This window comes from Burkholderia sp. AU44665, assembly GCF_030504405.1.
Taxonomy (GTDB): Bacteria; Pseudomonadota; Gammaproteobacteria; order Burkholderiales; family Burkholderiaceae; genus Burkholderia; species Burkholderia semiarida.
The window spans coordinates 618,967-638,884 of the sequence record NZ_JAUJRI010000001.1; the positions used below are offsets into that span (position 1 = coordinate 618,967).

21 protein-coding genes are annotated in these 19,918 nt (G+C 68.2%); 12 read left to right on the forward strand and 9 right to left on the reverse strand.

Annotation, left to right across the window (positions count from 1 at the left end; translation table 11 throughout):
- Positions 1–9 precede the first annotated feature (9 nt).
- The 3 genes from QZM15_RS02725 to QZM15_RS02735 all read right to left on the reverse strand — a co-directional run bounded on the left by QZM15_RS02725 (position 10) and on the right by QZM15_RS02735 (position 1,640).
- Positions 10–513, reverse strand: coding sequence for a PRC-barrel domain-containing protein (locus QZM15_RS02725; RefSeq protein ID WP_099317450.1), 504 nt, complete (start codon positions 511–513; stop codon positions 10–12).
- Positions 514–613: 100 nt separating this feature from the next.
- Entirely contained in the window at positions 614–1,045 is a 432-nt protein-coding gene (locus QZM15_RS02730; RefSeq protein WP_059574406.1) for a CBS domain-containing protein, read from the reverse strand.
- A 346-nt stretch (positions 1,046–1,391) separates the two neighbouring features.
- Positions 1,392–1,640: a hypothetical protein gene (locus QZM15_RS02735; protein WP_059574405.1), complete on the reverse strand. Its 249-nt coding sequence runs from the start codon at positions 1,638–1,640 to the stop codon at positions 1,392–1,394.
- 120 nt (positions 1,641–1,760) lie between these two features.
- Here QZM15_RS02735 and QZM15_RS02740 point away from each other — a divergent pair, with 120 nt between their 5' ends.
- The 6 genes from QZM15_RS02740 to QZM15_RS02765 all read left to right on the forward strand — a co-directional run bounded on the left by QZM15_RS02740 (position 1,761) and on the right by QZM15_RS02765 (position 7,839).
- Entirely contained in the window at positions 1,761–2,060 is a 300-nt protein-coding gene (locus QZM15_RS02740) for a hypothetical protein (RefSeq protein WP_060968916.1), read from the forward strand.
- Between the two features lie 81 nt (positions 2,061–2,141).
- Positions 2,142–2,339 carry a hypothetical protein gene (locus tag QZM15_RS02745; RefSeq protein WP_059639473.1) on the forward strand — a complete coding sequence of 66 codons (198 nt, stop codon included), beginning with the start codon at positions 2,142–2,144 and terminating at the stop codon, positions 2,337–2,339.
- A gap of 14 nt (positions 2,340–2,353) precedes the next feature.
- The gene (locus QZM15_RS02750; protein WP_060011367.1) at positions 2,354–2,665 is read left to right on the forward strand and encodes a hypothetical protein; all 312 of its coding nucleotides are present in this window, start codon (positions 2,354–2,356) and stop codon (positions 2,663–2,665) included.
- Between the two features lie 182 nt (positions 2,666–2,847).
- Positions 2,848–3,750: a MipA/OmpV family protein gene (locus QZM15_RS02755; RefSeq protein WP_179231776.1), complete on the forward strand. Its 903-nt coding sequence runs from the start codon at positions 2,848–2,850 to the stop codon at positions 3,748–3,750.
- Positions 3,751–3,847: 97 nt separating this feature from the next.
- On the forward strand, positions 3,848–5,542 hold the full coding sequence (locus tag QZM15_RS02760; protein ID WP_302105745.1) for a VRR-NUC domain-containing protein: 1,695 nt from the start codon (positions 3,848–3,850) through the stop codon (positions 5,540–5,542).
- The gene (locus QZM15_RS02765) at positions 5,539–7,839 is read left to right on the forward strand and encodes an ATP-dependent DNA helicase (protein ID WP_302105747.1); all 2,301 of its coding nucleotides are present in this window, start codon (positions 5,539–5,541) and stop codon (positions 7,837–7,839) included. The genes QZM15_RS02760 and QZM15_RS02765 overlap by 4 nt, the downstream gene beginning before the upstream one ends.
- Positions 7,840–7,854: 15 nt before the next feature.
- On the opposite strand, the gene QZM15_RS02770 is transcribed toward QZM15_RS02765, so the two are convergent.
- Positions 7,855–8,628 (reverse strand): IclR family transcriptional regulator C-terminal domain-containing protein, encoded by a 774-nt coding sequence (locus QZM15_RS02770; protein WP_059574399.1) that lies wholly within the window; start codon positions 8,626–8,628, stop codon positions 7,855–7,857.
- 160 nt (positions 8,629–8,788) lie between these two features.
- Here QZM15_RS02770 and QZM15_RS02775 point away from each other — a divergent pair, with 160 nt between their 5' ends.
- Together QZM15_RS02775 and QZM15_RS02780 are read left to right on the forward strand one after the other, a co-directional pair.
- On the forward strand, positions 8,789–9,022 hold the full coding sequence (locus QZM15_RS02775; protein ID WP_027808267.1) for an AbrB/MazE/SpoVT family DNA-binding domain-containing protein: 234 nt from the start codon (positions 8,789–8,791) through the stop codon (positions 9,020–9,022).
- Positions 9,009–9,422 carry a PIN domain-containing protein gene (locus QZM15_RS02780; RefSeq protein WP_302105748.1) on the forward strand — a complete coding sequence of 138 codons (414 nt, stop codon included), beginning with the start codon at positions 9,009–9,011 and terminating at the stop codon, positions 9,420–9,422. Before QZM15_RS02775 ends, QZM15_RS02780 begins: the two co-directional genes overlap by 14 nt.
- A gap of 70 nt (positions 9,423–9,492) precedes the next feature.
- Here QZM15_RS02780 and QZM15_RS02785 read toward each other — a convergent pair whose 3' ends face one another.
- Positions 9,493–10,794, reverse strand: coding sequence for a UDP-N-acetylglucosamine 1-carboxyvinyltransferase (locus tag QZM15_RS02785; protein WP_060310952.1), 1,302 nt, complete (start codon positions 10,792–10,794; stop codon positions 9,493–9,495).
- 216 nt (positions 10,795–11,010) lie between these two features.
- Positions 11,011–12,318 (reverse strand): shikimate transporter, encoded by a 1,308-nt coding sequence (gene shiA / locus QZM15_RS02790; RefSeq protein ID WP_060310951.1) that lies wholly within the window; start codon positions 12,316–12,318, stop codon positions 11,011–11,013.
- A gap of 357 nt (positions 12,319–12,675) precedes the next feature.
- On the opposite strand from shiA, the gene QZM15_RS02795 reads away from it, so the two are divergent.
- Positions 12,676–13,803, forward strand: a complete 1,128-nt coding sequence (locus QZM15_RS02795; protein WP_060310950.1) for a 4-hydroxyphenylpyruvate dioxygenase family protein — start codon at positions 12,676–12,678, stop codon at positions 13,801–13,803.
- Positions 13,804–13,961: 158 nt separating this feature from the next.
- Here QZM15_RS02795 and QZM15_RS02800 read toward each other — a convergent pair whose 3' ends face one another.
- From QZM15_RS02800 to QZM15_RS02810, 3 genes are all read right to left on the reverse strand, one after another.
- The gene (locus QZM15_RS02800) at positions 13,962–15,302 is read right to left on the reverse strand and encodes a type II toxin-antitoxin system HipA family toxin (RefSeq protein WP_302105749.1); all 1,341 of its coding nucleotides are present in this window, start codon (positions 15,300–15,302) and stop codon (positions 13,962–13,964) included.
- A gap of 2 nt (positions 15,303–15,304) precedes the next feature.
- Positions 15,305–15,712: a helix-turn-helix domain-containing protein gene (locus QZM15_RS02805; protein ID WP_059574393.1), complete on the reverse strand. Its 408-nt coding sequence runs from the start codon at positions 15,710–15,712 to the stop codon at positions 15,305–15,307.
- A gap of 176 nt (positions 15,713–15,888) precedes the next feature.
- Positions 15,889–16,554, reverse strand: coding sequence for a cation diffusion facilitator family transporter (locus QZM15_RS02810; protein ID WP_302105750.1), 666 nt, complete (start codon positions 16,552–16,554; stop codon positions 15,889–15,891).
- 240 nt (positions 16,555–16,794) lie between these two features.
- On the opposite strand from QZM15_RS02810, the gene QZM15_RS02815 reads away from it, so the two are divergent.
- The 3 genes from QZM15_RS02815 to QZM15_RS02825 all read left to right on the forward strand — a co-directional run bounded on the left by QZM15_RS02815 (position 16,795) and on the right by QZM15_RS02825 (position 19,896).
- A complete protein-coding gene (locus QZM15_RS02815) occupies positions 16,795–17,814 on the forward strand; it encodes a DNA-binding protein (protein ID WP_302105752.1) in 1,020 nt (339 codons plus the stop codon).
- Between the two features lie 169 nt (positions 17,815–17,983).
- On the forward strand, positions 17,984–18,604 hold the full coding sequence (locus tag QZM15_RS02820) for a TetR/AcrR family transcriptional regulator (protein ID WP_060310946.1): 621 nt from the start codon (positions 17,984–17,986) through the stop codon (positions 18,602–18,604).
- 233 nt (positions 18,605–18,837) lie between these two features.
- Entirely contained in the window at positions 18,838–19,896 is a 1,059-nt protein-coding gene (locus QZM15_RS02825) for an NADP-dependent oxidoreductase (protein ID WP_302105753.1), read from the forward strand.
- Positions 19,897–19,918: the final 22 nt, after the last annotated feature.

The window sequence follows — 19,918 nt, forward strand, 5'->3', positions numbered from 1 at the left end:
GGGTGCGCTTCAGTGCTGCCGTGTGCCGTCTTCAGGGCCGCCGGGGGATGCCTCGTACGGCGGCGAATCGAGCGCCGTTTCGCCTTCCTCGATCAGCCAGTAAGGCGAGCTGCCGTAGTACGCATGCAGCGCTTCGGCCCATTCGGGGTCGGCCATCGCGGGCCATCGGCTCTTGTCGAAGCCGGGCGCCTCGCGCACGCGCGCGGTGTCGACCGGCAGCACGAAGCATTGGCGCTCGGCGTCGAGAACGAGCGCGTTCCACGGCACCGCGAGCAGCTTGTCGCCAATCCCGAGCAAGCCGCCCGACGACACGACCGCGTACGCGATCCGTCCCGCGCGTACGTCGAGCATGATGTGGCTCACCTTGCCGATGTCGTCGCCGTCCATCGTCAGCACGCGATCGTCTTCGAGCGTGCGCGCGGCCATCACGTCGGGCCCCGGCCCGCCGGCGGCCGTGCGCGGGTTCGAGCCGACGATGCGCGCGGCGTCGCGCGACGGTTTGTCCGTTGTCATCGAAACCTCCTGGTCGAAGCGGCGCCGCGGTCCGCGCGCAAATTCATCGCGCGGTACGGCGCCGGGGGAGCGGGGCGCGCAGAATGATGAAGGATGCCGGTCAGCGGCGGCGCGGCAGCGATACGTCCTCGAGCGTATTGGCCAGCTCGTCGCGCGCCGGGCCGCCCGCGCGCGTCGCGATGTCGCCGAGCGACACCATGCCGACCAGCTTCCGGCTGCGATCGAGCACCGGCAGCCGGTGCAACTGCACGTCGGCCATCCGCTGCTGAATGTCGCCGACGCCGTCGTCTTCCACGCACCACTGCACGGGTCTGGACGCCACCGCGTGCACCGGCGTATCGGGCGAATGACCGTGCGACAGCGCCCGCACCGCCAGATCGCGGTCGGTCACGATCGCGACGAGCTCGGTGCCCTCGCACACGGGCAGCACGCCGATGTCGAAGCGCTGCATCAATTCGGCCGCACGGCGAATCGTGTCGGTCGGTGCGACGCATACTACGTCGCGCGACATGATCTCGTTGACGCGATACATGAACGCCTCCTTCGTGATCGGATCCAGACGGGAGCAGGCCGCGTGCCGCGCGCGATGCGCGCACGCGGCGCCCGGACGGCCGGAGGACGGAGAAATTTGCCAGCCCGCTTGTACATCTTCCACGGCGGTCGCCGCCTCGCGGCAGGGGCATCAACGCGGGACGTCAGTGGCCAATTCCCGTCATCGTGACGATCGCCAGCACCACGGCGCTTTCGATCGCGGCCAGTGCCGCGACGCCGGCCGCGCCACTGATTTCATGCCATCTGCGTTCAAGGACTTTCATCGAATCGCTCCTGATTTCGCCGGCCCGCGCATGCGCTGCCGCACCGCGGGCCGGGTGCCGCCGTCAGCCGTGATCGGGGGGCGGTGAAGGGACGTGCGGCGCGCGACGTTCGTGCTCGCCGGACGGCTTGGCGGGGTCGATACGGGTTGCACCGCCGACGGCGGGCGGATCGCTGGCCGGGAACGTCTCCTCGAGCCCTTCGTCGATGCGCTCCTCCGTCTTGTCTTCGGACGGCGGGCGCGACGTGGCGAGCCGGAGCACTCCGGCAACCGGTGACACGGCGTCGCGGCGGCCGGTGGCGTGAACGATCATGGTCGGACCTCCTTGTCGATGAGAAGCGCAAGCGGCGTACCCGCGGCGCGCGCGGCACGGCGCTTGCAAGCCGGCCAGAACGGCCGGGCACGCGTCCGGTCTGGACGAGAGGACATCGTGATGAATGCAGCCAGGGAAAGGATACGTTACGACGCGAACGTATGCGGCGGCGATTTCGGCCACGTGCGCGAGCGATTCGATACGTGGAAGCGCGAGTCGCGGGTCTACCGCCCGGAGCGGCGCATGTTCGACGGCAAGGACGAGGTGCGCGAGCTGAACGACGTCGTCTACGACAGCCCGGAGCGGGCCCAGCAGGCGCTCGTCGCGCAATGCGAGCCGTCCGACCCGTTCGCGCTCGCCGTGCAACTGACCGCCGAGGGGCGCACGATGTGGCTCGTCATGGCGGCTTACGACGATTGAACGGAACGGCGCGAGAGCGGGCACGGCGCTTGCGGGGCTCGCCTCGCCATCGAGATGCGCGCGCCGTCGCGCAGGAGTGACATGAAGACGCCATCCATGCTGCACCGCCCCGAACCGACGACACCCGACGTCGAACCGGATCCGCCGCCGCCCGGGCACGACGACCCGGTCGACCCGCCCGTGCCCGACGGGCTGCCGCAGGGCGACCCGCCGTCGAATCCGCCGCCGATGCGGATGCCGGCCGGGGCAGTGCGCCACCACCGGCCGCGCGAACACTGAAAAGGAGGACCGTCATGGACATTCACGTGCAATCGCCAGACAAGCGCGCGATCGCTCAGGTACTGGGCCGCTATTTCGAATCGCGTTCGCTGCACTATCACATCGAGGAATTGCCGGGCGGCGTGCTGCAGATCGGCTTTCGCGCGAGCGGCCGCCCGGTCGCCGTGACCGTTTCGTTCGACGATGCCGCGTACGACACCTTTACGCACTGGGACGCCAGCCAGAAGCAGTTGGCGCTCGGCCGGCTCGCCGACGGTTTCTCCCGGATGATGTCGACGCGCAGTCCGGCCGCGCTCGCCGGCGACTATCACGTCGAGCGTTTCTGATTCCGCAATCATCCGCCGGCGCATGCCGGCTTCCGGCAAAGTGCCCGCATACAGCGGGCGCTTTGCGTCTGTGCGCGCGTCGCGTAGGATGTCCATTAATTCAGCGCATGCTACGTTCGCGCCGCAGGCTGCGTGCCGTTGCAGCCGACGAAGCGCGACGCGCTTTCCCTCAGGTTCCTTTCATGCAACCGACGGAGACCGCCTTGACCCCTGTTGCTCGCCTGTTGCTGTCCCCCGGCGCACGCCGGTTCGTATCCAGCCTGTCGGCATTCGCGGCGCTCGCCGCCGCCGGCGCCCGCGACGCGTCGGCCCAGACGCCTTCGCCGCTCGGCGAATGGCAATACACGGCGGGCGTGCCGCTGCGCAAACTCTTCGATCCGAATATCCCGACCTGGCAGGTCAGCGTCGGCGCCGCGATGACGCTGCAGCCGCGCTATGCGGGCTCCGACCGCTATCGCGTGATGGGCGGCCCGAATTTCGATATCCGCTATCGCGACCTGTTCTTCCTGTCGACCGGCGAGGGGCTCGGCGCGAACGTGCTGCGCGGGCCGAACTGGCGCGTGAGTTTGTCGGTCGGCTATGACCTCGGGCGCCGTTCGGCCGATGATCTCGGCCATCTGAACGGTCTCGACAACATCAATGCGGCGCCCGTGATGAAGCTCGCGGCCGACTACGTGGTCTCGAAGGATTTCCCGCTCGTGCTGCGCGCGGACGTGCGGCGCAGCATCGGCGGGTCGAACGGCTGGACCGGCGATTTTTCCGCGTACATGCCGATGCCCGGCAGCAACGAACACTTCTTCTGGTTCGCGGGGCCCACCGTGTCGTTCGCCGATTCCCGCTACATGAACAGCTGGTTCGGCGTGAACCAGGGGGCGGCGGCGCGCTCGGGGCTGCCGGCCTATTCGTCCGGGGCCGGGATCAAGTCGGCCGGCGTGGGCGTGACGATGGTGTGGTTCGTGAACAAGCACTGGTTCGTCACGATGGACGGCGCGCTCGAGCAGCTCGTCGGCCGCGCGGCGCGCAGCCCGATCACGCAGCAGTCGACCAACGGCGTGTTCGACATGTCGGTGAATTACCAGTTCTGACCGAAGCCGGGGCAGCGGAACGGCAATGCCGCGTGCGGCATTGGCCGCCACATTTGATATGATTGCGACCTGTACAAACGTACAGTGATCGATCCCCGTGACGCCTGCTTCGCCGACGCCTCCGGCGTTTTACTACCTGACCAATTTCGAACGCGCGCTGGCCTGGCTCGGCGAGCGTTACGACGACCTGTTCGACGCGCACGAGCATGCGTTCGTCCGGCAGTTCGCGACGCTGCCGCAGGCGTCGCGCGCGCTGCTCGTGCGGATGCTGATGCGCAATGGCTCGGATTTCCGCGCGAGCAAGCTCGTGTACGACGAGATCGGCTGCACGCTCGACGCCGCCGCGCCGCTCGTCGCGCTCGGCTGGGTCGATCCGGTGCCCGCGCTCACGCTCGACGAGCTGTTCGCGCTGTCGACCAAGGCCGATCTGCTGCGCATCTTTCCGTCGCTCGCCGCGCATGCTGGCGAGCGCAAGGCCGACTGGCTCGAACGGCTGAGGCCCGCGCACGACGTCGCGCAAACGCTCGACGCGTGGTGCGCGCAGGCGGACGACCGCGTGCTGCGCGTGACGGTCGGCCCGCTGTGCGACCGGCTGCGGCTGATGTTCTTCGGCAATCTGCATCAAGACTGGAGCGAGTTCGTGCTCGCCGATCTCGGCGTGTTCCAGTACGAAAGCGTGCCGATCGCGCCGTCGTCGCGCGCGTTCCAGCAGCGTGGCGACGTCGATGCGTATCTCGCGCTGCAGATGTGCCGCGACGCGCTCGACGCATGGCCCGACGATCTGCCGTTCGACGATCTGATCCGCGCGCTGGACGCGGTCGACTGTGCGCAGCCGTGGCTCGCGACGCGCCGCGCGAAGCTGCTGTTCGCGCTGGGCCAGGCATGCGAACGTCGTGCCGACTGGTGCGCCGCGCTCGACGCGTACACGCGCAGCGCGTGGCCCGGCAGCCGCCATCGGCGCATCCGCGTACTCGAACGCTGCGGGCGCGACGGCGACGCGCTCGCGCTGGCGCTCGACGCGCGCGGCGGCTTCGAGAGCGACGAGGAGCGCCAGCGCGTCGAGCGCATGCTGCCGCGCCTGCAGCGCCGCGCCGGCCAGCGGGTCGAACGCGCGGCCGCCGCCGCGGCGGTCCCGCGCGAGACGCTCGTGCTCGCGCGTCCCGACGCCTCCGTCAGCGTCGAATTCGCGGTGCGCGACCATCTCGCGCAGCCGGCGTCGCCGGTCCACTACGTCGAAAACACGCTGATCAATTCGCTGTTCGGGCTGCTGTGCTGGGAACCCGTGTTCGCGGCCGTGCCCGGCGCGTTCTTTCACCCGTTCCAGCGCGGCCCGGCCGACCTGCACGCGCCCGATTTCGCCGCGCGTCGCGCGGCGGCCTTCGACGCGTGCTTCGCGCAGCTCGATTCGGGCGCGTACCGCGACACGATCCGTCGGCATTTCGCGACGAAGGCCGGCGTGCAGTCGCCGTTCGTGTTCTGGGGCGTGCTGACCGACGCGTTGCTCGACGAAGCGCTCGCGTGCCTGCCGCCCGAGCACCTTCGGCTGTGGTTCACGCGCCTGCTCGCGGATATCCGCGGCAACCGGTCCGGCTTGCCCGATCTCGTGCGCTTCTGGCCCGACGAACGCCGCTACGAGCTGATCGAGGTGAAGGGCCCCGGCGACCGGCTGCAGGACAACCAGACGCGCTGGCTCGCCTACTGCCTCGCGCACCGCATGCCGGTGCGCGTCGTCGACGTCGAGTGGGCCGGCGAGGGCGTCGCGCACGCCGAGGCGTCGGGGTTGTCCGCATGAGCTACGTCGTCGCGGTGCGGGCGATGTGCGAGTTCACCGCGCGGCGCGGCGATCTCGACCTGCGCTTCACGCCCGCGCCGACCGCGCTCGAAGGCATCGCCGGCCACGGCGCGGTCACGTCGAAGCGCGGCGCGCGCTACGAAACCGAGATCGCGCTGACGGGCACGTGGGGCATGCTCACCGTGCGCGGCCGCGCGGACGGCTACGATCCCGTGGCGAACCGGCTCGAGGAAATCAAGACCTACCGCGGCAGCCTCGATGCGATGCCGGCCAACCACCGCGCGCTGCACTGGGCGCAGGCGAAGGTCTATGCGCACCTGATGTGCGCTGCGCGCGATCTGAAGGAAATCGACGTCGCGCTCGTGTATTTCGACATCGTCTCCGAGCGCGAGACCGTGTTGACGGAAACGCTCGATGCCGGCGCGCTCGCGACGTTCTTCGCCGAGCAGTGCGCGTGCTTCGTCGGCTGGGCCGAACGCGAGACGGCCCATCGCGCCGCGCGCGACGCGGCGCTGCGCGCGCTCGCGTTTCCGCATGGGCAGTTCCGCAGCGGCCAGCGCGAGCTGGCGGTGGCCGTCTATCGCGCGGCACGCGACGAACGCTGCCTGATGGCGCAGGCGCCGACCGGCATCGGCAAGACGCTCGGCACCGTATTTCCGTTGCTGAAGGCCTGCGGCGAGGGCGAACTCGATCATGTATTTTTCCTGACTGCGAAAACACCCGGCCGCGCGCTCGCGCTCGAAGCGGCGACGACGCTCGGCGCCGGCACGCCCGCGCTGCCGCTGCGTGTGCTGGAACTCGTCGCGCGCGACAAGGCGTGCGAGCATCCGGACAACGCGTGCCACGGCGAATCGTGCCCGCTCGCGAAGGGCTTCTACGACCGGCTGCCGGCCGCGCGCGATGCGGCGATCGAGGCCGGGCTGCTCGATCGGGAGACCGTGCGCGCCGCCGCGCTCGCGCACGACGTCTGTCCGTACTACCTGGCGCAGGAGCTCGCGCGCTGGTCGGACATGATGATCGGCGACTACAACTACTACTACGACGGCAGCGCAATGCTGCATACGCTCGCGCAGCAGAACCAGTGGCGCGTCGGCGTGCTCGTGGACGAAGCGCACAACCTGCTCGACCGCGCCCGCAAGATGTACAGCGCATCGCTCGATCCATTCGCGTTCGCGGCCGCGCGCGAAGCCGCGCCCGCCGCGCTGCGCAAGGCATTCGACCGGCTCGCCCGCGCGTGGGGGACGCTCAATCGCGCGCAGGCCGAGCGCTATGCCGCCTATCCCGAGGTGCCGGGCCCGATCGTGTCGGCCGTGCAGAACCTCGTCGCGGCGATCGGCGAACACCTGACCGACGCGCCTCGCGCGAACGGCGACGCGCTGCTGCGTTTTCATTTCGAGGCGATCCAGTTCGGCGTGCTGGCCGAGGCGTTCGACAGCGCGTCGATCTTCGACGCGACGCTGCATGGCGAACCGATGCCGCGCCAACCGGCGCTCGACGGCGTCGCGACGGCCGGCCGCCGGCGCCGCGTCCAGTCGACGCTGTGCGTGCGCAACGTGATCCCGGCCGGCTTCCTCGCGCCGCGCTACGAAGCCGCGCGCGCGACCGTGCTGTTCTCGGGCACGCTGAGCCCGTTCCATTTCTATCGCGACACGCTCGGGCTGCCGGGCGATACCGGCTGGCTCGACGTCGACGGGCCGTTCCGCGCCGAACAACTGACGGTGCGCGTCGCGAGCCACGTGTCGACGCGCTGGCGCGACCGCGATCGTTCGCTCGAACCGATCGCCGACCTGATCGCCGCGCAATACGCGGCACGGCCCGGCAACTATCTCGGCTTCCTGAGCAGCTTCGACTACCTCGGGCGCGTGGTCGCGCTGATGCAGGCGCGCCATCCGGACGTCCCCGTGTGGGCGCAGGCGCCCGGCATGGCCGAAAGCGAGCGCGACGCGTTTCTCGCGCGCTTCGACGCGGGCGGGCGCGGCGTCGGCTTCGCGGTGCTGGGCGGCGCCTTCTCGGAAGGCGTCGACCTGGTCGGCGAGCGGTTGATCGGCGCGTTCATCGCGACGCTCGGACTGCCGCAGGTCAACGACATCAACGAGCAGATGCGGCGCGCGATGGACGCGCGCTTCGGCAACGGTTACGACTACATGTACCTGTATCCGGGGCTGCAGAAGGTCGTGCAGGCGGCCGGGCGCGTGATCCGCACCGAGCACGACGAGGGCGTCGTGCATCTGATCGACGACCGTTACCGGCGGCGCGAAGTGCGCAATTTGCTGCCGCGGTGGTGGCGGATCGGGTAACGGCGGCGCCGGCTGCTACAGCACGTTGAGCATCGCGAGCGCGGCTTCCTGCAGATGCGGCAGCACGCGCCGCACGGCCGCGTCGGTCGTCTCCGCGCCGATCGGCATGTTCGTGCTCAGCGCGGCGACGACTTCGCCGTGACGGTTCTTCAGCGGCACCGCGATCCCGCGTACGCCGACCTGCAATTGCTGCTCGATCGCCGCGTAGCCGGCTTCGCGCGCCCGGTCGACCTGTTCGAGCAGCCGCGCCTTGTTGGTGATCGTGTGCGGCGTGAACGGCGCCAGCTCGGTCTCGTCGAGCCACGCGCGCACGGCTTCGCGATCGGGATGATGGGCGAGCAGGACGACACCGGGCGACGTCAGCGGCGCCGGCACACGCGCGCCGAGCACGAAGCCCGTCGTCATCACGCGCGACACGCCGTTGCGCGCGATGAACACGAGCTCCCAGCCGTCGAGCACGCTGACGTACGCCGATTCGTTCAGCGACGCGCTCAACTGCTGCAGATAAGGCTGGACCGTGCGCGGCAGGCGCGCGGAATCGAAATACGACCAGCCGACCCGCAGCACGCGCGGCGTGAGGCCATACAGCTTGCCGTCGGTGTACACGTAGCCGAGCGATTCCAGCGTCAGCAGGTAGCGCCGCGCGGCCGTGCGCGTGAGGCCGGTGCGCGCGGCGGCTTGCGTGGGCGTCATGCGCGCGTGCTGGCTGTCGAAGGCCTCCAGGATCATCAGGCCTTTTTCGAGGCCGGCAATCCAGTCGCGTCGGTCGAGGTCGGGCTTTTTCGTCATCACGGGTGGGCGGTGGCGCGCGGTGTTCGCGCGGGAGTGGGCGATTATCGCGCGAGTTGTGGGGGAGCGGGACGCGCGAGGCGCCGAATTGTCCGTTCAGCCGACTTGCGGATTTGCAGTGAAGATATACAATCCATTCCGTATATCCATGGAGACTCATATGCAGGTTGCAAAGTGGGGCAATAGCCTGGCGGTTCGCCTTCCGGCCAGTGTGGTCGACGCACTGGAACTCCGCGAAGGCGACGATATCGAGATCGTGGTCGACAGTCCCCGGGTGTTCGCGGTAAGCCGCAAGCCGAGGCCCGACGAGCTTCTGGAACGGCTGCGGCGTTTCAGGGGCAAGTTGCCCGCCGATTTCAAGTTCAGTCGGGACGATGCGAATGAGCAGGATTGAGGCGGAGAAATCATTCGTCGACAGCAATGTCGTGCTTTATCTGCTGTCCGAGGACGCAACCAAGGCAAATCGAGCGGAGGCGCTGTTCCTTCGGCGGCCAACCATCAGCGTCCAGGTATTGAATGAGGTCGCTAGTGTCTGCAACCGCAAACTGCGGATGCCGTGGCGCGAGGTAGGGAAGTTTCTGGAGCCGATCAGGAGCTTGTGCCATGTCGTGCCGCTCACCGTCGATGCGCATGACCTCGCGCGGCGGCTGGCGGAGTGGCATCGCTTGTCTTTCTACGACGCCTGCATCGTGGCAACGGCTTCGATCGAGGGGTGTGAATACCTGTACACCGAGGACATGCACGACGGCTTGCAAGTGGATGGCGGTCCGGTCTTGCGAAATCCGTTTGCCTGAAGACCGGCGAACGGGAAAAGCAGCAACCGGATGCGACGCGACCGTTGCGCGCGCCGCATCCGTCACGACCTTACTCGCTGCTCGTCCACTCGACGTTCGCACCGACCGAACGCAGGTTTTCGACGAAATGCGGATGTGCGCGGCGAATCGGCAGCGCGTTCATGATTTCCGAGCGGCCTTCGATGCTCGCGGCCACCATCAGCAGCGCGATCGCGACGCGAATGATGTACGGGCTCTCGACGCGCGCCGGCGTCAGTTGCAGCCCGCCGAACGTGATCAGCCGGTGCGGATCGGACAGCAGCACGTGCGCGCCGAACTTCGACAGTTCGCCGGACCAGCCGAGCGCGCCGTCGTAGACCTTGTTCCAGAACATCGCGCTGCCTTCCGCGCGCACGCCGAGCGCGATGAAGATCGGCAGCAGGTCGACCGGCAGGTACGGCCACGGCGCGGCCTCGACCTTGGTCAGGATGTTCTGCGTGAACGGCCGGCGCACGCGCAGCGGGCCGTCGCGCTCCGCGCGCGACCAGCCGTCGCGGTGCGTGACGGTAACGCCGAATTTCGCGAACGTGCGGTCGATCAGCGGGAAATGCTCGGGCGACGAGTTGCGCACCGTGATGTCGCCGCCCGTGATCGCGCCGAGCGCGAGGAACGTCGCGATCTCGTGGAAATCCTCGGCGAAGCGGAACTCGCCGCCGCCGAGCTTGCCGCCGCCCGTCACGCACAGCCGCGACGTGCCGATCCCCTCGATCGCGACGCCGATCATCGCGAGGAACTGGCAGAACTCCTGCACGTGCGGCTCGGATGCCGCGTTCATCAGCGTCGACGTGCCGTTCGCGGCCGTCGCGCACAGCGCGAAGTTCTCGGTGGTCGTCACCGACGCGTAGTCGAGCCAGTGATCGTTGGCCGTCAGCGGGCCGTCGGTACGGACAATCAGCGAATCGGGCGTGCGTTCGATGTGCGCGCCGAATCGCTCGAACACCTCGACGTGCGGATCGATCTCGCGCACGCCGAGCGTGCAGCCTTTCACGTCGTTCTCGAGGCGCGCGACGCCGAAGCGCGCGAGCAGCGGCGGAATCAGCATGATCGACGAACGCATCGCCTCGGGCAGCCGGTGGACTGCCGGATCGAACGTCGTGTTGCGATGGTGAAGCTCGAGCAGACCCGTCGTGAAATCGACCGACACGTCGCTGCCGAGCGTGCGGAAGATGTCGAGGATCTTGCGCACGTCGGTGATGTCGGGCACGCCGACGAGGCGCAGCGGCTGATCGGTCAACAGGGTGGCGCACAGAATCGGCAGGACGGCGTTCTTGTTCGCGGACGGCTTGATGTCCCCGCGCAGCGGAGTGCCGCCGTGGACGATGAGATTCGACATGATATGGGGGCGTATCGGTGACTGACGTAGGCCCATATGATGCCATTGGTCGGCACGCGGCGTGGAATGTTCGCAGGGGAAAAGGGGAATCGGCGCGCGTAACTGACAGTGTTTGACGTCGCGCCCGTGAAGCAGCAGGTCGAATGCCGGCCGGCATGGCCGAATGACCAGCCGCGTGGCCGACCGCGGACGGCGACCGGCCACGCGCTCATCGCGTCATTGCGCCGCCCGCATCCGTGCGGCGACCACCAGCGAGATCAGGCATCCGGCCGCCAGATAGCCGGCGACGAGGTGCCACGAACCGCCGGCCACGCTGACGAGGCCGACCGCGATGAACGGCGTGAACCCGCCGCCGACGACGCTCGCGAACTGGTAGCCGACGCCCGCGCCGCTGTAGCGGTACTCGGCGCCGAACAGCTCGGTGAACAGCGGTTGCTGGACGCTCACGACCATGTCGTGCGCGGCGTTCGCCAGCAGGATCGAGAAGATCACGATCCACGCGATCGACCGCGCTTCCAGTGCGAGGAAGAACGGCACCGCGGACGCAAGGCCGATCAACGCGCCGATCAGATAGATGCGGCGCAGGCCGTAGCGATCGGCCAGCCACGCGAAGCAGGGGATCGTCACGCAGCTCACCGCGCCCACCAGCAGGCCGATGTTCAGGAACAGGTCGCGCGACATGCCGAGGTTCGTCGTCGAATAACTGAGCGCGAACGCGGTGACGATATACATCGTGAACAGTTCGGCGAGCCGCAGCGCGACGATCAGCAGGAACGCCTTCGGATGGCGCGTCAGCGCTTCCAGCACCGGCAGGCGCAGCTTGCGGTTGCCGTGCTCGACCTTCTCGACGAATTCCTGCGATTCGTCCATGTTCTTGCGCACCCACAGCCCGATCAGCACCAGCACGATGCTGAACACGAACGGCAGGCGCCAGCCCCACGACTTGAACGCGGCCTCGCCGAGCGTATGGCTCAGGATCGATACGATGCCGGTGGCCAGCACGAGCCCGACGCCGTAGCCGACCTGCACGCCGCTGCTGTAGAACGCCTTCTTCTGCTTCGGCGCGCTTTCGACGGCCATCAGCGCCGCGCCGCCCCATTCGCCGCCGACCGCGAAACCCTGGATCGCGCGCATCAGCACCAGCAGCACGGGCGCCCACCAGCCGATCGTCGAGAACGTCGGCAGCAGGCCGATCGCGACGGTCGACAGCCCCATCAGCATCACGGTCAGCACGAGCATCCGCTTGCGGCCGAGCCGGTCGCCGTAGTGGCCGAACACGATGCCGCCGAGCGGCCGGAACAGGAAGCCGACGCCGAAGGTGGCGAAGGCCGCGAGCGTGCCCATCGTCGGGCTGACTTTCGGGAAGAACTCCGAATTGAACACCAGCGCGGCGACGATCCCGTACAGCAGGAAGTCGTACCAGTCGACGACGGCGCCGACGAAGCTGCCGATCGCGGCCTTGCGGGCCTGGTTGCGCGCACGGGCGCCGGCGGCGGCGTCGAGCGTGTCGAAGGTGGGGGTCATGGCGATGTCTCCTGGCACGGCGCATCGTGGAATCGTGGCGGCGCCGCGTCCGATGCTGCATTGAAGTCGATGAGTGAACGGAGAATAGGGCGCGCGCCGCACGGCGGCAATCGGCCAATCGGATAAATTGCGCGATTATCGTTCAAGTCCGTGCGATTATCGAACGATTTTCGGGTTTGCACTAGGCGGCGCGACGATATCCCATTCGGCCGGGGTGTGCCGCCGTGAACGATCTGGTTAAAATCTGCAGCATCGACAACTCGCCCGTCCGGGGCGCATGTCCGGCCGCCACCTCGGCCGCGCATGCCGCGCGCGACAGGCACGCTACCCCATCGACGCATGTCCCCGGAGACTGGAATGCCCGGCAATTCCCACCCCCTGTCCAGCGATACGCCGCCCGTCGCCGATCCGGCCGCCAATCCGCTCGGGATGGCCGGCCTCGAATTCGTCGAATTCGCGGCGCCCGTGCCGGACGCGCTCGCGCGGCGCTTCGAGCAGCTCGGGTTCAAGGCGATCGCGCGGCACGTCAGCAAGAACGTCACGCTGTACCGGCAGGGGCAGATGCATTTCCTCATCAACGCCGAGCCCGATTCGTTCGCCGCGCGCTATGCGGAGGAATACGGGATGGGCGTCTGCGCGATCGGGTTGCGCGTGGCGAACGCCCGGCGCGCGTTCGAGCGTGCGATCCAGCTCGGTGCGTGGGCGTTCGAGGGCGAAAAGGTCGGCGTCGGCGAACTCAAGATTCCGGCGATCCAGGGCATCGGCGATTCGCACCTGTATTTCGTCGACCGCTGGCGCGGGCGGGACGGCCAGCGCGGCGGCGTCGGCGACATCTCGATCTTCGACATCGATTTCCGGCCGATCGACATCGCGACCGCCCATACCGACCTCGATTGCGCCGGCGTTGGCCTGCAGCAGGTCGACCACTTCACGCAAACCGTCGGCGCGGGCCGCATGCAGGAGTGGCTCGATTTCTACCACGACCTGCTGCATTTTCGCGAGATCCACCAGATCGACGCGCATTGGCATGTGTCGGAGGAATCGCGCGTGATGGTGTCGCCGTGCGGCGCGGTGCGGATTCCCGTGTACGAGGAAGGCACGCGGCGCACCGAGCTGATGCATGCGTACCTGCCCGACCATCCGGGCGAGGGCGTCCAGCACGTCGCACTGGCGACCGACGACATCCTGTCGTGCGTCGATGCGCTGCGTGCGAACGGCGTCGAGTTCATCGAGCCGCCCGCACGCTATTACGACGACGTCGATGCGCGGCTGCCCGGGCACGGCGTCGATCTCGATGCGCTGCGCCGCCGCGCGGTGCTGGTCGATGGCGAGATCGGCCGCGACGGCGTGCCGAGGCTGTTCTTCCAGACCTTCGTCAAGCGCCGGCCCGGCGAGATCTTCTTCGAGATCGTGCAGCGCAAGGGGCATCACGGGTTCGGCGAGGGCAACCTCGCGGCACTCGCCCGCGCGCGCGACGCGGGCTGAACGATCAAGCGCCGGCGGCCGGCGCGCGGTCCGGCGCGGAGGCGCTCGATGCCGTATCGGCGACGGCGTCACGGCTTCCGTTCCGTCGGGGCTGCCCGTCGATCCAGGGCTGACGTGTTGCCGCGAAGGCCGACAGCCCGTCGCGGCCCGTCGGTGTGTCACGCCGAATCGGCCGCCGCGAGCTTGCGGCTGTGCCGACGCATGCCGGCGAAAATCGCATCCGCGACGTCCGCCGGAAAATCCGCCGGGATCTGCGCGGCGGCTTCGGCAATCGCGGGTTCCGTGCGGGCGGCGACGGCCGCCATCGCGGCGCGCACGTCGTCTTCGGTCAGGCCCACGCGCCGGCCCTGCGCGATCCAGTGGCGCGGCTGGACTTCACCGATCACGTAATGCCGGTTCTTCCCGCAGACGGCCATCGCGAGGCGTGCGCGGCGCGGCGGAATCTGGTTGCGGCGCGTACCGATGATCGGATGCGCGGACAGCACGTCGTACAGCGGCGTGCTGCGATACGCATTGCCGGGCAGGTGCGCGATACTGAAGTTCTTCGCGTGGCCGTCGATCGCGGCCAGCACCCAGAACACGAGCTGCGCGACGAAGAAATTCATCCGGTCGCGCGACGCATCGGCCGAATTCGCGAGGATGCCCATGATCGTCTCGATGCCGGGGCCGCCGTCCGATTCGTATTTCGCCCCCGACGGCGTGCCGGTCGCCTGGCACATGTCCTCCTGCGGCAGTCGCAGGATCCACGAGCCGTCGCGCGACGGACGCCGGTCGAAGCGCTCCACGATCAGCGCCTTCTGGTCGTCGAACCGGCCGATCTCGCACGGCGCGACCGACAGGCCGTACGCGGCGACGAGCTTCGAACACAGCCATTCGTTTTCGACGGACGTGCGCATGTCGGCCTGCATGTTGCCGACACGCCCGAGCGGCAGCTTGAAGATGTGGGTCGTCGGCGTGCTGCCCGACGGACGCAGCCAGCGGTTTCCCTGACGCAGCAGCGCGGTTTTTTCCTGCGCGCCGGCAATCGACAGGCGCAGGTCGCTTTCCGGCTCCGCGTGGCCGGGCAGCGGTGCGGCGGTCGCGTGGCGCAGCACGTCGGCAACGCCTGCATCGTCGAGCGTCGCGCCTTCGATCGCCTCGAGATCGGCGGGCGTCTCGTCGGGCGGCAGCATCTGGATCGCGCCGACGCAATCGCGGCCGACCGACGCGAGCAATTCGAACGGCGCCGTCGATCCGAGCCGATAACGCTGCGCGATGCGGCGGCGGATCGGCTCGCTGTCGGGCAGCAGGTTGTCGAAGTAGTCGGCCACGATCGCGCCCTGGTGCGGCTGGTTGCCGGGCGTGAAGGGCAGCGACAGCGACAGTGGCCGGCCCTGGGGATCGTCGAGCCAGTCCGGCAGGTACACGAGACGCTCGACCCCGCGCCGGATTTCCCAATAGCCGACGGGAATGCCGTTCATCCACAGGTCGAGCCGATCATGGCGGGCGCGTGCGGCCATCGTCACCAGTCCTCCCGCTTCGACACGCGTGGCCTGGCCCGAGTCGTCGCTGCCGGGCGCTTCCGCGCCGCGTCGGCCGCGGCCCCGGCCGGGGATTGCGCGGCCGTGGTGCCGCGCTTGCTCGCGGCCGGCTTGCGACGCGCCGGCGGCTCGGCATCGGAAGCCGGATCGGCCGCTTCCGCCCGCGCATCCCGTTCGTCCAGGCTGAGCATCATGCGAACGCCGAGCGCGTTCAACACCTTCAAAAGCCGTTCGATACTGGCCGCCGACGGGTTGGCTTCGAGCTGCGCATAGGATTGCTGGGTGATGCCGAGGCGCGCGGCCAGTTGCGCCTGCGTGAGCCCCGCGGATTTGCGGAAGCCGACGAGTATCGGACGCAACTGGGTCAAGGTCTGGACAGGAAAGGCCATCGGGCGCTCCGCGAGATGACAGGCGATCGTTTGTAATCGGAAAATACAGTCTATGGCATGTATTGCAAAAATACAAATGATAGACTGTATTAACAAAAACAAACGATAACCTGTTACAGGGAGCCCGATCGGGCAGGCAACGGCACGCATCGGCCGTCAGGCGATACCTGCGGCGTTCACGATCCGCGCGTCGAGCGATTCGCCCAATCGGCCCATGCCGGCCACTGCGTCCAGCCGCGCCGGATGAATCCGGCGCCCGTGCGGATCACGAGCGCGCCGATCGCGAGCGCGGCCAGATCGTCGAGCCGACCGAAGCCGACCAGCGCCGCACTCATCGCGAGCGCCGCGAGCAACGACGATAGCGCATCGGTTCGCACGTGCCAGCCGCTCGCCTCGAGCAGCGCGGAGCCGGTCTCGCGCGCCTTGCGCAGCATCCAGTACGACAGCACGGCCTTGCCGGCGAGCATGACGGCAACCAGCGCGAATGCGGTCGCGCCCGGCTGCACGAGGGGCGGCGTATCGAACCCGGTCAGTGCATGCCAGATCATCCGCCCGCCGGTCGCGGCCAGCAACGCGCCGAGGCCCGCGAGCGCGAGCGGCTCGTAGGTCGGGCGGCGCGCCGGCGGCAGGCGCGCGTCGAGCCGGCAGGCGACGAGGATCAGCACATCGGCCGCGAGATCGATCGCCGCATGCACGACGTCCGCGAGCAAACCCGACGAATGCGCGGACCATGCCGCCGCCGTCTCGACGGCGAGCAGCAGGAGGTTGATCGCGAGGCTGACGGCGAGGGCGCGGGACGTGGCCGCGTAGACGTGGGGCGTGGCGCGCGACGGGCGCTGCATGGCGGATCGCTTGTCGGGATCGGGGACGGCCTCGAACGTTACCGGCCTACGGTGGCACGCCGATGACACGCCGAACGAACGCGCCGAGCGAGGAATCCGGCCTTCCTGACGCACCAGATGAATCACATGGATTCATGTGATCTCGACATTATAGAAATAATGTCAAATTACATCGTTTGACTGATTGGATATTTAACGGTTTACGTTATATTATTGACGAAATTCTCGACCAAACCCGCCATGTCCGATCTCGCTGCCGACGAACCCCGCCTGACCGCTGAAATCGAGCGGCTCAAGGCCGCCTTCCCGAAAACGCGCGAGTTGTACCGCGAAGTGTGTGCGCTGCTGTTCTTCCGCTTCGGTATCACGCCGACGGCGAACCGCCTGTATCAACTCGTTCGCAAGGGCAGCATGAGCACGCCGACGGCCGTCCTCGGCGAGTTCTGGGCCGAGTTGCGGGAAAAGAGCCGCGTGCGCATCGAGCATCCCGACCTGCCGGCCGACTTGCAGGCGGCGGCAGGCGAATTGGTCGCGGCGTTGTGGAATCGATCGAGTACCGACGCGGCCGCCGCGCTCGATGCGCTGCGCGCGGAAGTCGAAGCCCAGCGGGCCGCGGCGCAAACGGAAGTCGCGACGGTGCGGGCCGACCTGGCCCGCACCGAAACCGCGCTGGAGCAACGCACGGCCGCCTTGCTGGCCGCGCAGGTTCGCATTCGGGAGCTCGAGCAGGCGAGGGCGGCGGACGATGCATCGCGGCAAGCGCTGCAAGCGGATATCGAGCGCCTGAAAGCCGACAACGCGGCGGGCGACCGCGCGCTCGCGCAGGCCCGCGCGGATTTCACCGCCCAGCTCGACAGGTTGCGCGACGATGCCGGCCGCGCCGAAGAGCGGCTGCGCGCGTCGGAGAAGCGGGCGCTTCAGGAAATCGATCGCGAGCGGCTCGCGGCCGCGCGATTGCAAAAGGAACTCGACGCAGCGACATCGCGCGCGGAACAACGCGACTCGCAGCAGCGAAAGGAAATGGCGGCGCTACAGGCCCAACTCGGCGATGCGCTGCATCGCTGCGGCGTGCTTCAGGGGCAACTCGACGGCGCACTGGCGACCGGCGCGGCGCGCGGCCACGAACTCGACGCGCTGAGGCGCGAGATGGCAGCGCTCGTGCGCCGGCCGCCGTTGCGCGGCGTCAAGACCGTCCCGGCCGCCGAGCGCAGCGAGCGGCGGGCGCGCACCAGAAAGCGCGCCGACGAAGCGCCGCGCTGACATCGAAACCGGGTCGCCGATATGACGCGCCACCCGCAGACGGACGAACGAGCGAGGAGAACGCCGGCCGGGGCATTGGGCGCGCGACGGGGATCGGGTAAAGTGCCGCTCAACATGCCGGCTCGACGTTACTAGACGACCGGTCTAATCGTTGCTACCATACGCCATCATGAATGCATCTTCAGGCGCCGAAGTCCGCCAGCACATCCTGAACATCGCGAAGCCGATCATGCTCCACAAGGGCTTTTCGGCGGTCGGTCTGAACGAGATTCTCGCCGCGGCGGGCATCCCGAAGGGCTCGTTCTACCATTACTTCGGCTCGAAAGAGGCATTCGGCGAAGCGTTGCTCGAATCGTATTTCGAAGGCTATCTCGCGCATCTCGACAAGCTGTTCAAGCAGCAGTCCGGCACGGGCGCCGAGCGCCTGATGACGTACTGGGGCAACTGGCTGCACACGCAGTGCGCGGACGATCCGGAAGGCAAGTGCCTCGCGGTCAAGCTCGGCGCCGAAGTGTCGGACCTGTCGGAAGCGATGCGCGCGGTACTGCGGCGCGGCACCAGTCAGATCATCGAGCGGCTCGCGGGCGGCATCGAGGCCGGGCTGGCCGACGGTTCGCTGAGCGGCGTCGACGATCCGTCGCACGCAGCAGCGATCCTGTACGAGCTCTGGCTGGGCGCGACACTGCTGGAAAAGATTCACCGCAACCGCAAACCGCTCGAGAGGGCGATGATCGAAACGCGGCGCATGCTGAATCTGCCGCCGGCCGCGTCCGACGGCGCGCAGTCGTAATTCCGGCGCGCATGGCGCGTCTTGTTTTTGCCCTGGTTATAGACGACTGGTCTACTCAATCATTCATGACGAACGCTACACGCCGCGTTACGCTGTCCCGGTCTTTCCCACCGCTTGCCTGCGACCGCCGCGGCCACACCTCCGATGCCGTCGGGGGCGCGCACTTCGTGCTGGTCCATCCTTGATCCGAGCGTGCCCACGACGCACGTTCATTCCTGTTGACGGAGGCTCACATGCCGCAAAGCAAGACCGCAAACCGCCAGATCGTCCTGAATTCGCGCCCGGTCGGCGCACCGACACCGGACAACTTCCGCGCCGAAACCGGCGACGTGCCGGTGCCCGGCGCCGGCCAGGTGCTGCTGCGCACCGTCTGGCTGTCGCTCGACCCGTACATGCGCGGCCGGATGAGCGACGCGCCGTCCTATGCACCGCCGGCCGAACTCGGCCAGCCGATGGTCGGCGGCACGGTCAGCCGCGTGGTGTCGTCGAATCTGCCGGCGTTTCGCGAAGGCGATCTCGTCGTCGCCAGCGCAGGCTGGCAGGACTATGCGCTGTCCGACGGGCTCGACCTGATCCCGCTCGGCCGCGACTTCGCACACCCGTCGTACGCGCTCGGCGTGCTCGGCATGCCGGGCTTCACCGCCTACACGGGCCTGCTGAAGATCGGCGAGCCGAAGGCCGGCGAAACCGTGGTCGTCGCGGCCGCGAGCGGCGCGGTCGGCGCGGTGGTCGGCCAGATCGCGAAGCTGAAGGGCTGCCGCGTGGTCGGCGTCGCGGGCGGCGCCGACAAGTGCGCGTACGTGACCGGTACGCTTGGCTTCGACGCATGCGTCGACCACCACGATCCGGCGTTTGCCGCGAAGCTGAAGGACGCGTGCCCGAACGGCATCGACATCTATTTCGAGAACGTCGGCGGCGCCGTGTTCGACGCGGTGTGGCCGCTGCTGAACGACCATGCGCGCGTGCCCGTCTGCGGAATCATCGCGCATTACAACGACGCGGCCTACGACGACAAGGCCGTGTCGACCGGCCGTGACCGCGTGCCGGCGCTGATGGGCGCGATCCTGCGCAAGCGCATCCGCGTGCAGGGCTTCATCATCCTCGATCACTATGCGACCGGCTATGCGCCGTTCCTGAAGGACATGACCGAATGGGTCGCGCAGGGCAAGGTGAAGACGCGCGAGGACGTCGTTCCCGATCTCGCCGACGCGCCGCAAGCACTGATCGGCCTGCTCGCCGGCAAGAATTTCGGCAAGGTCGTCGTGCGCGTCGGCCCGGACGAGCTGGCCTGATCCCGCCGCACGGCGACATACC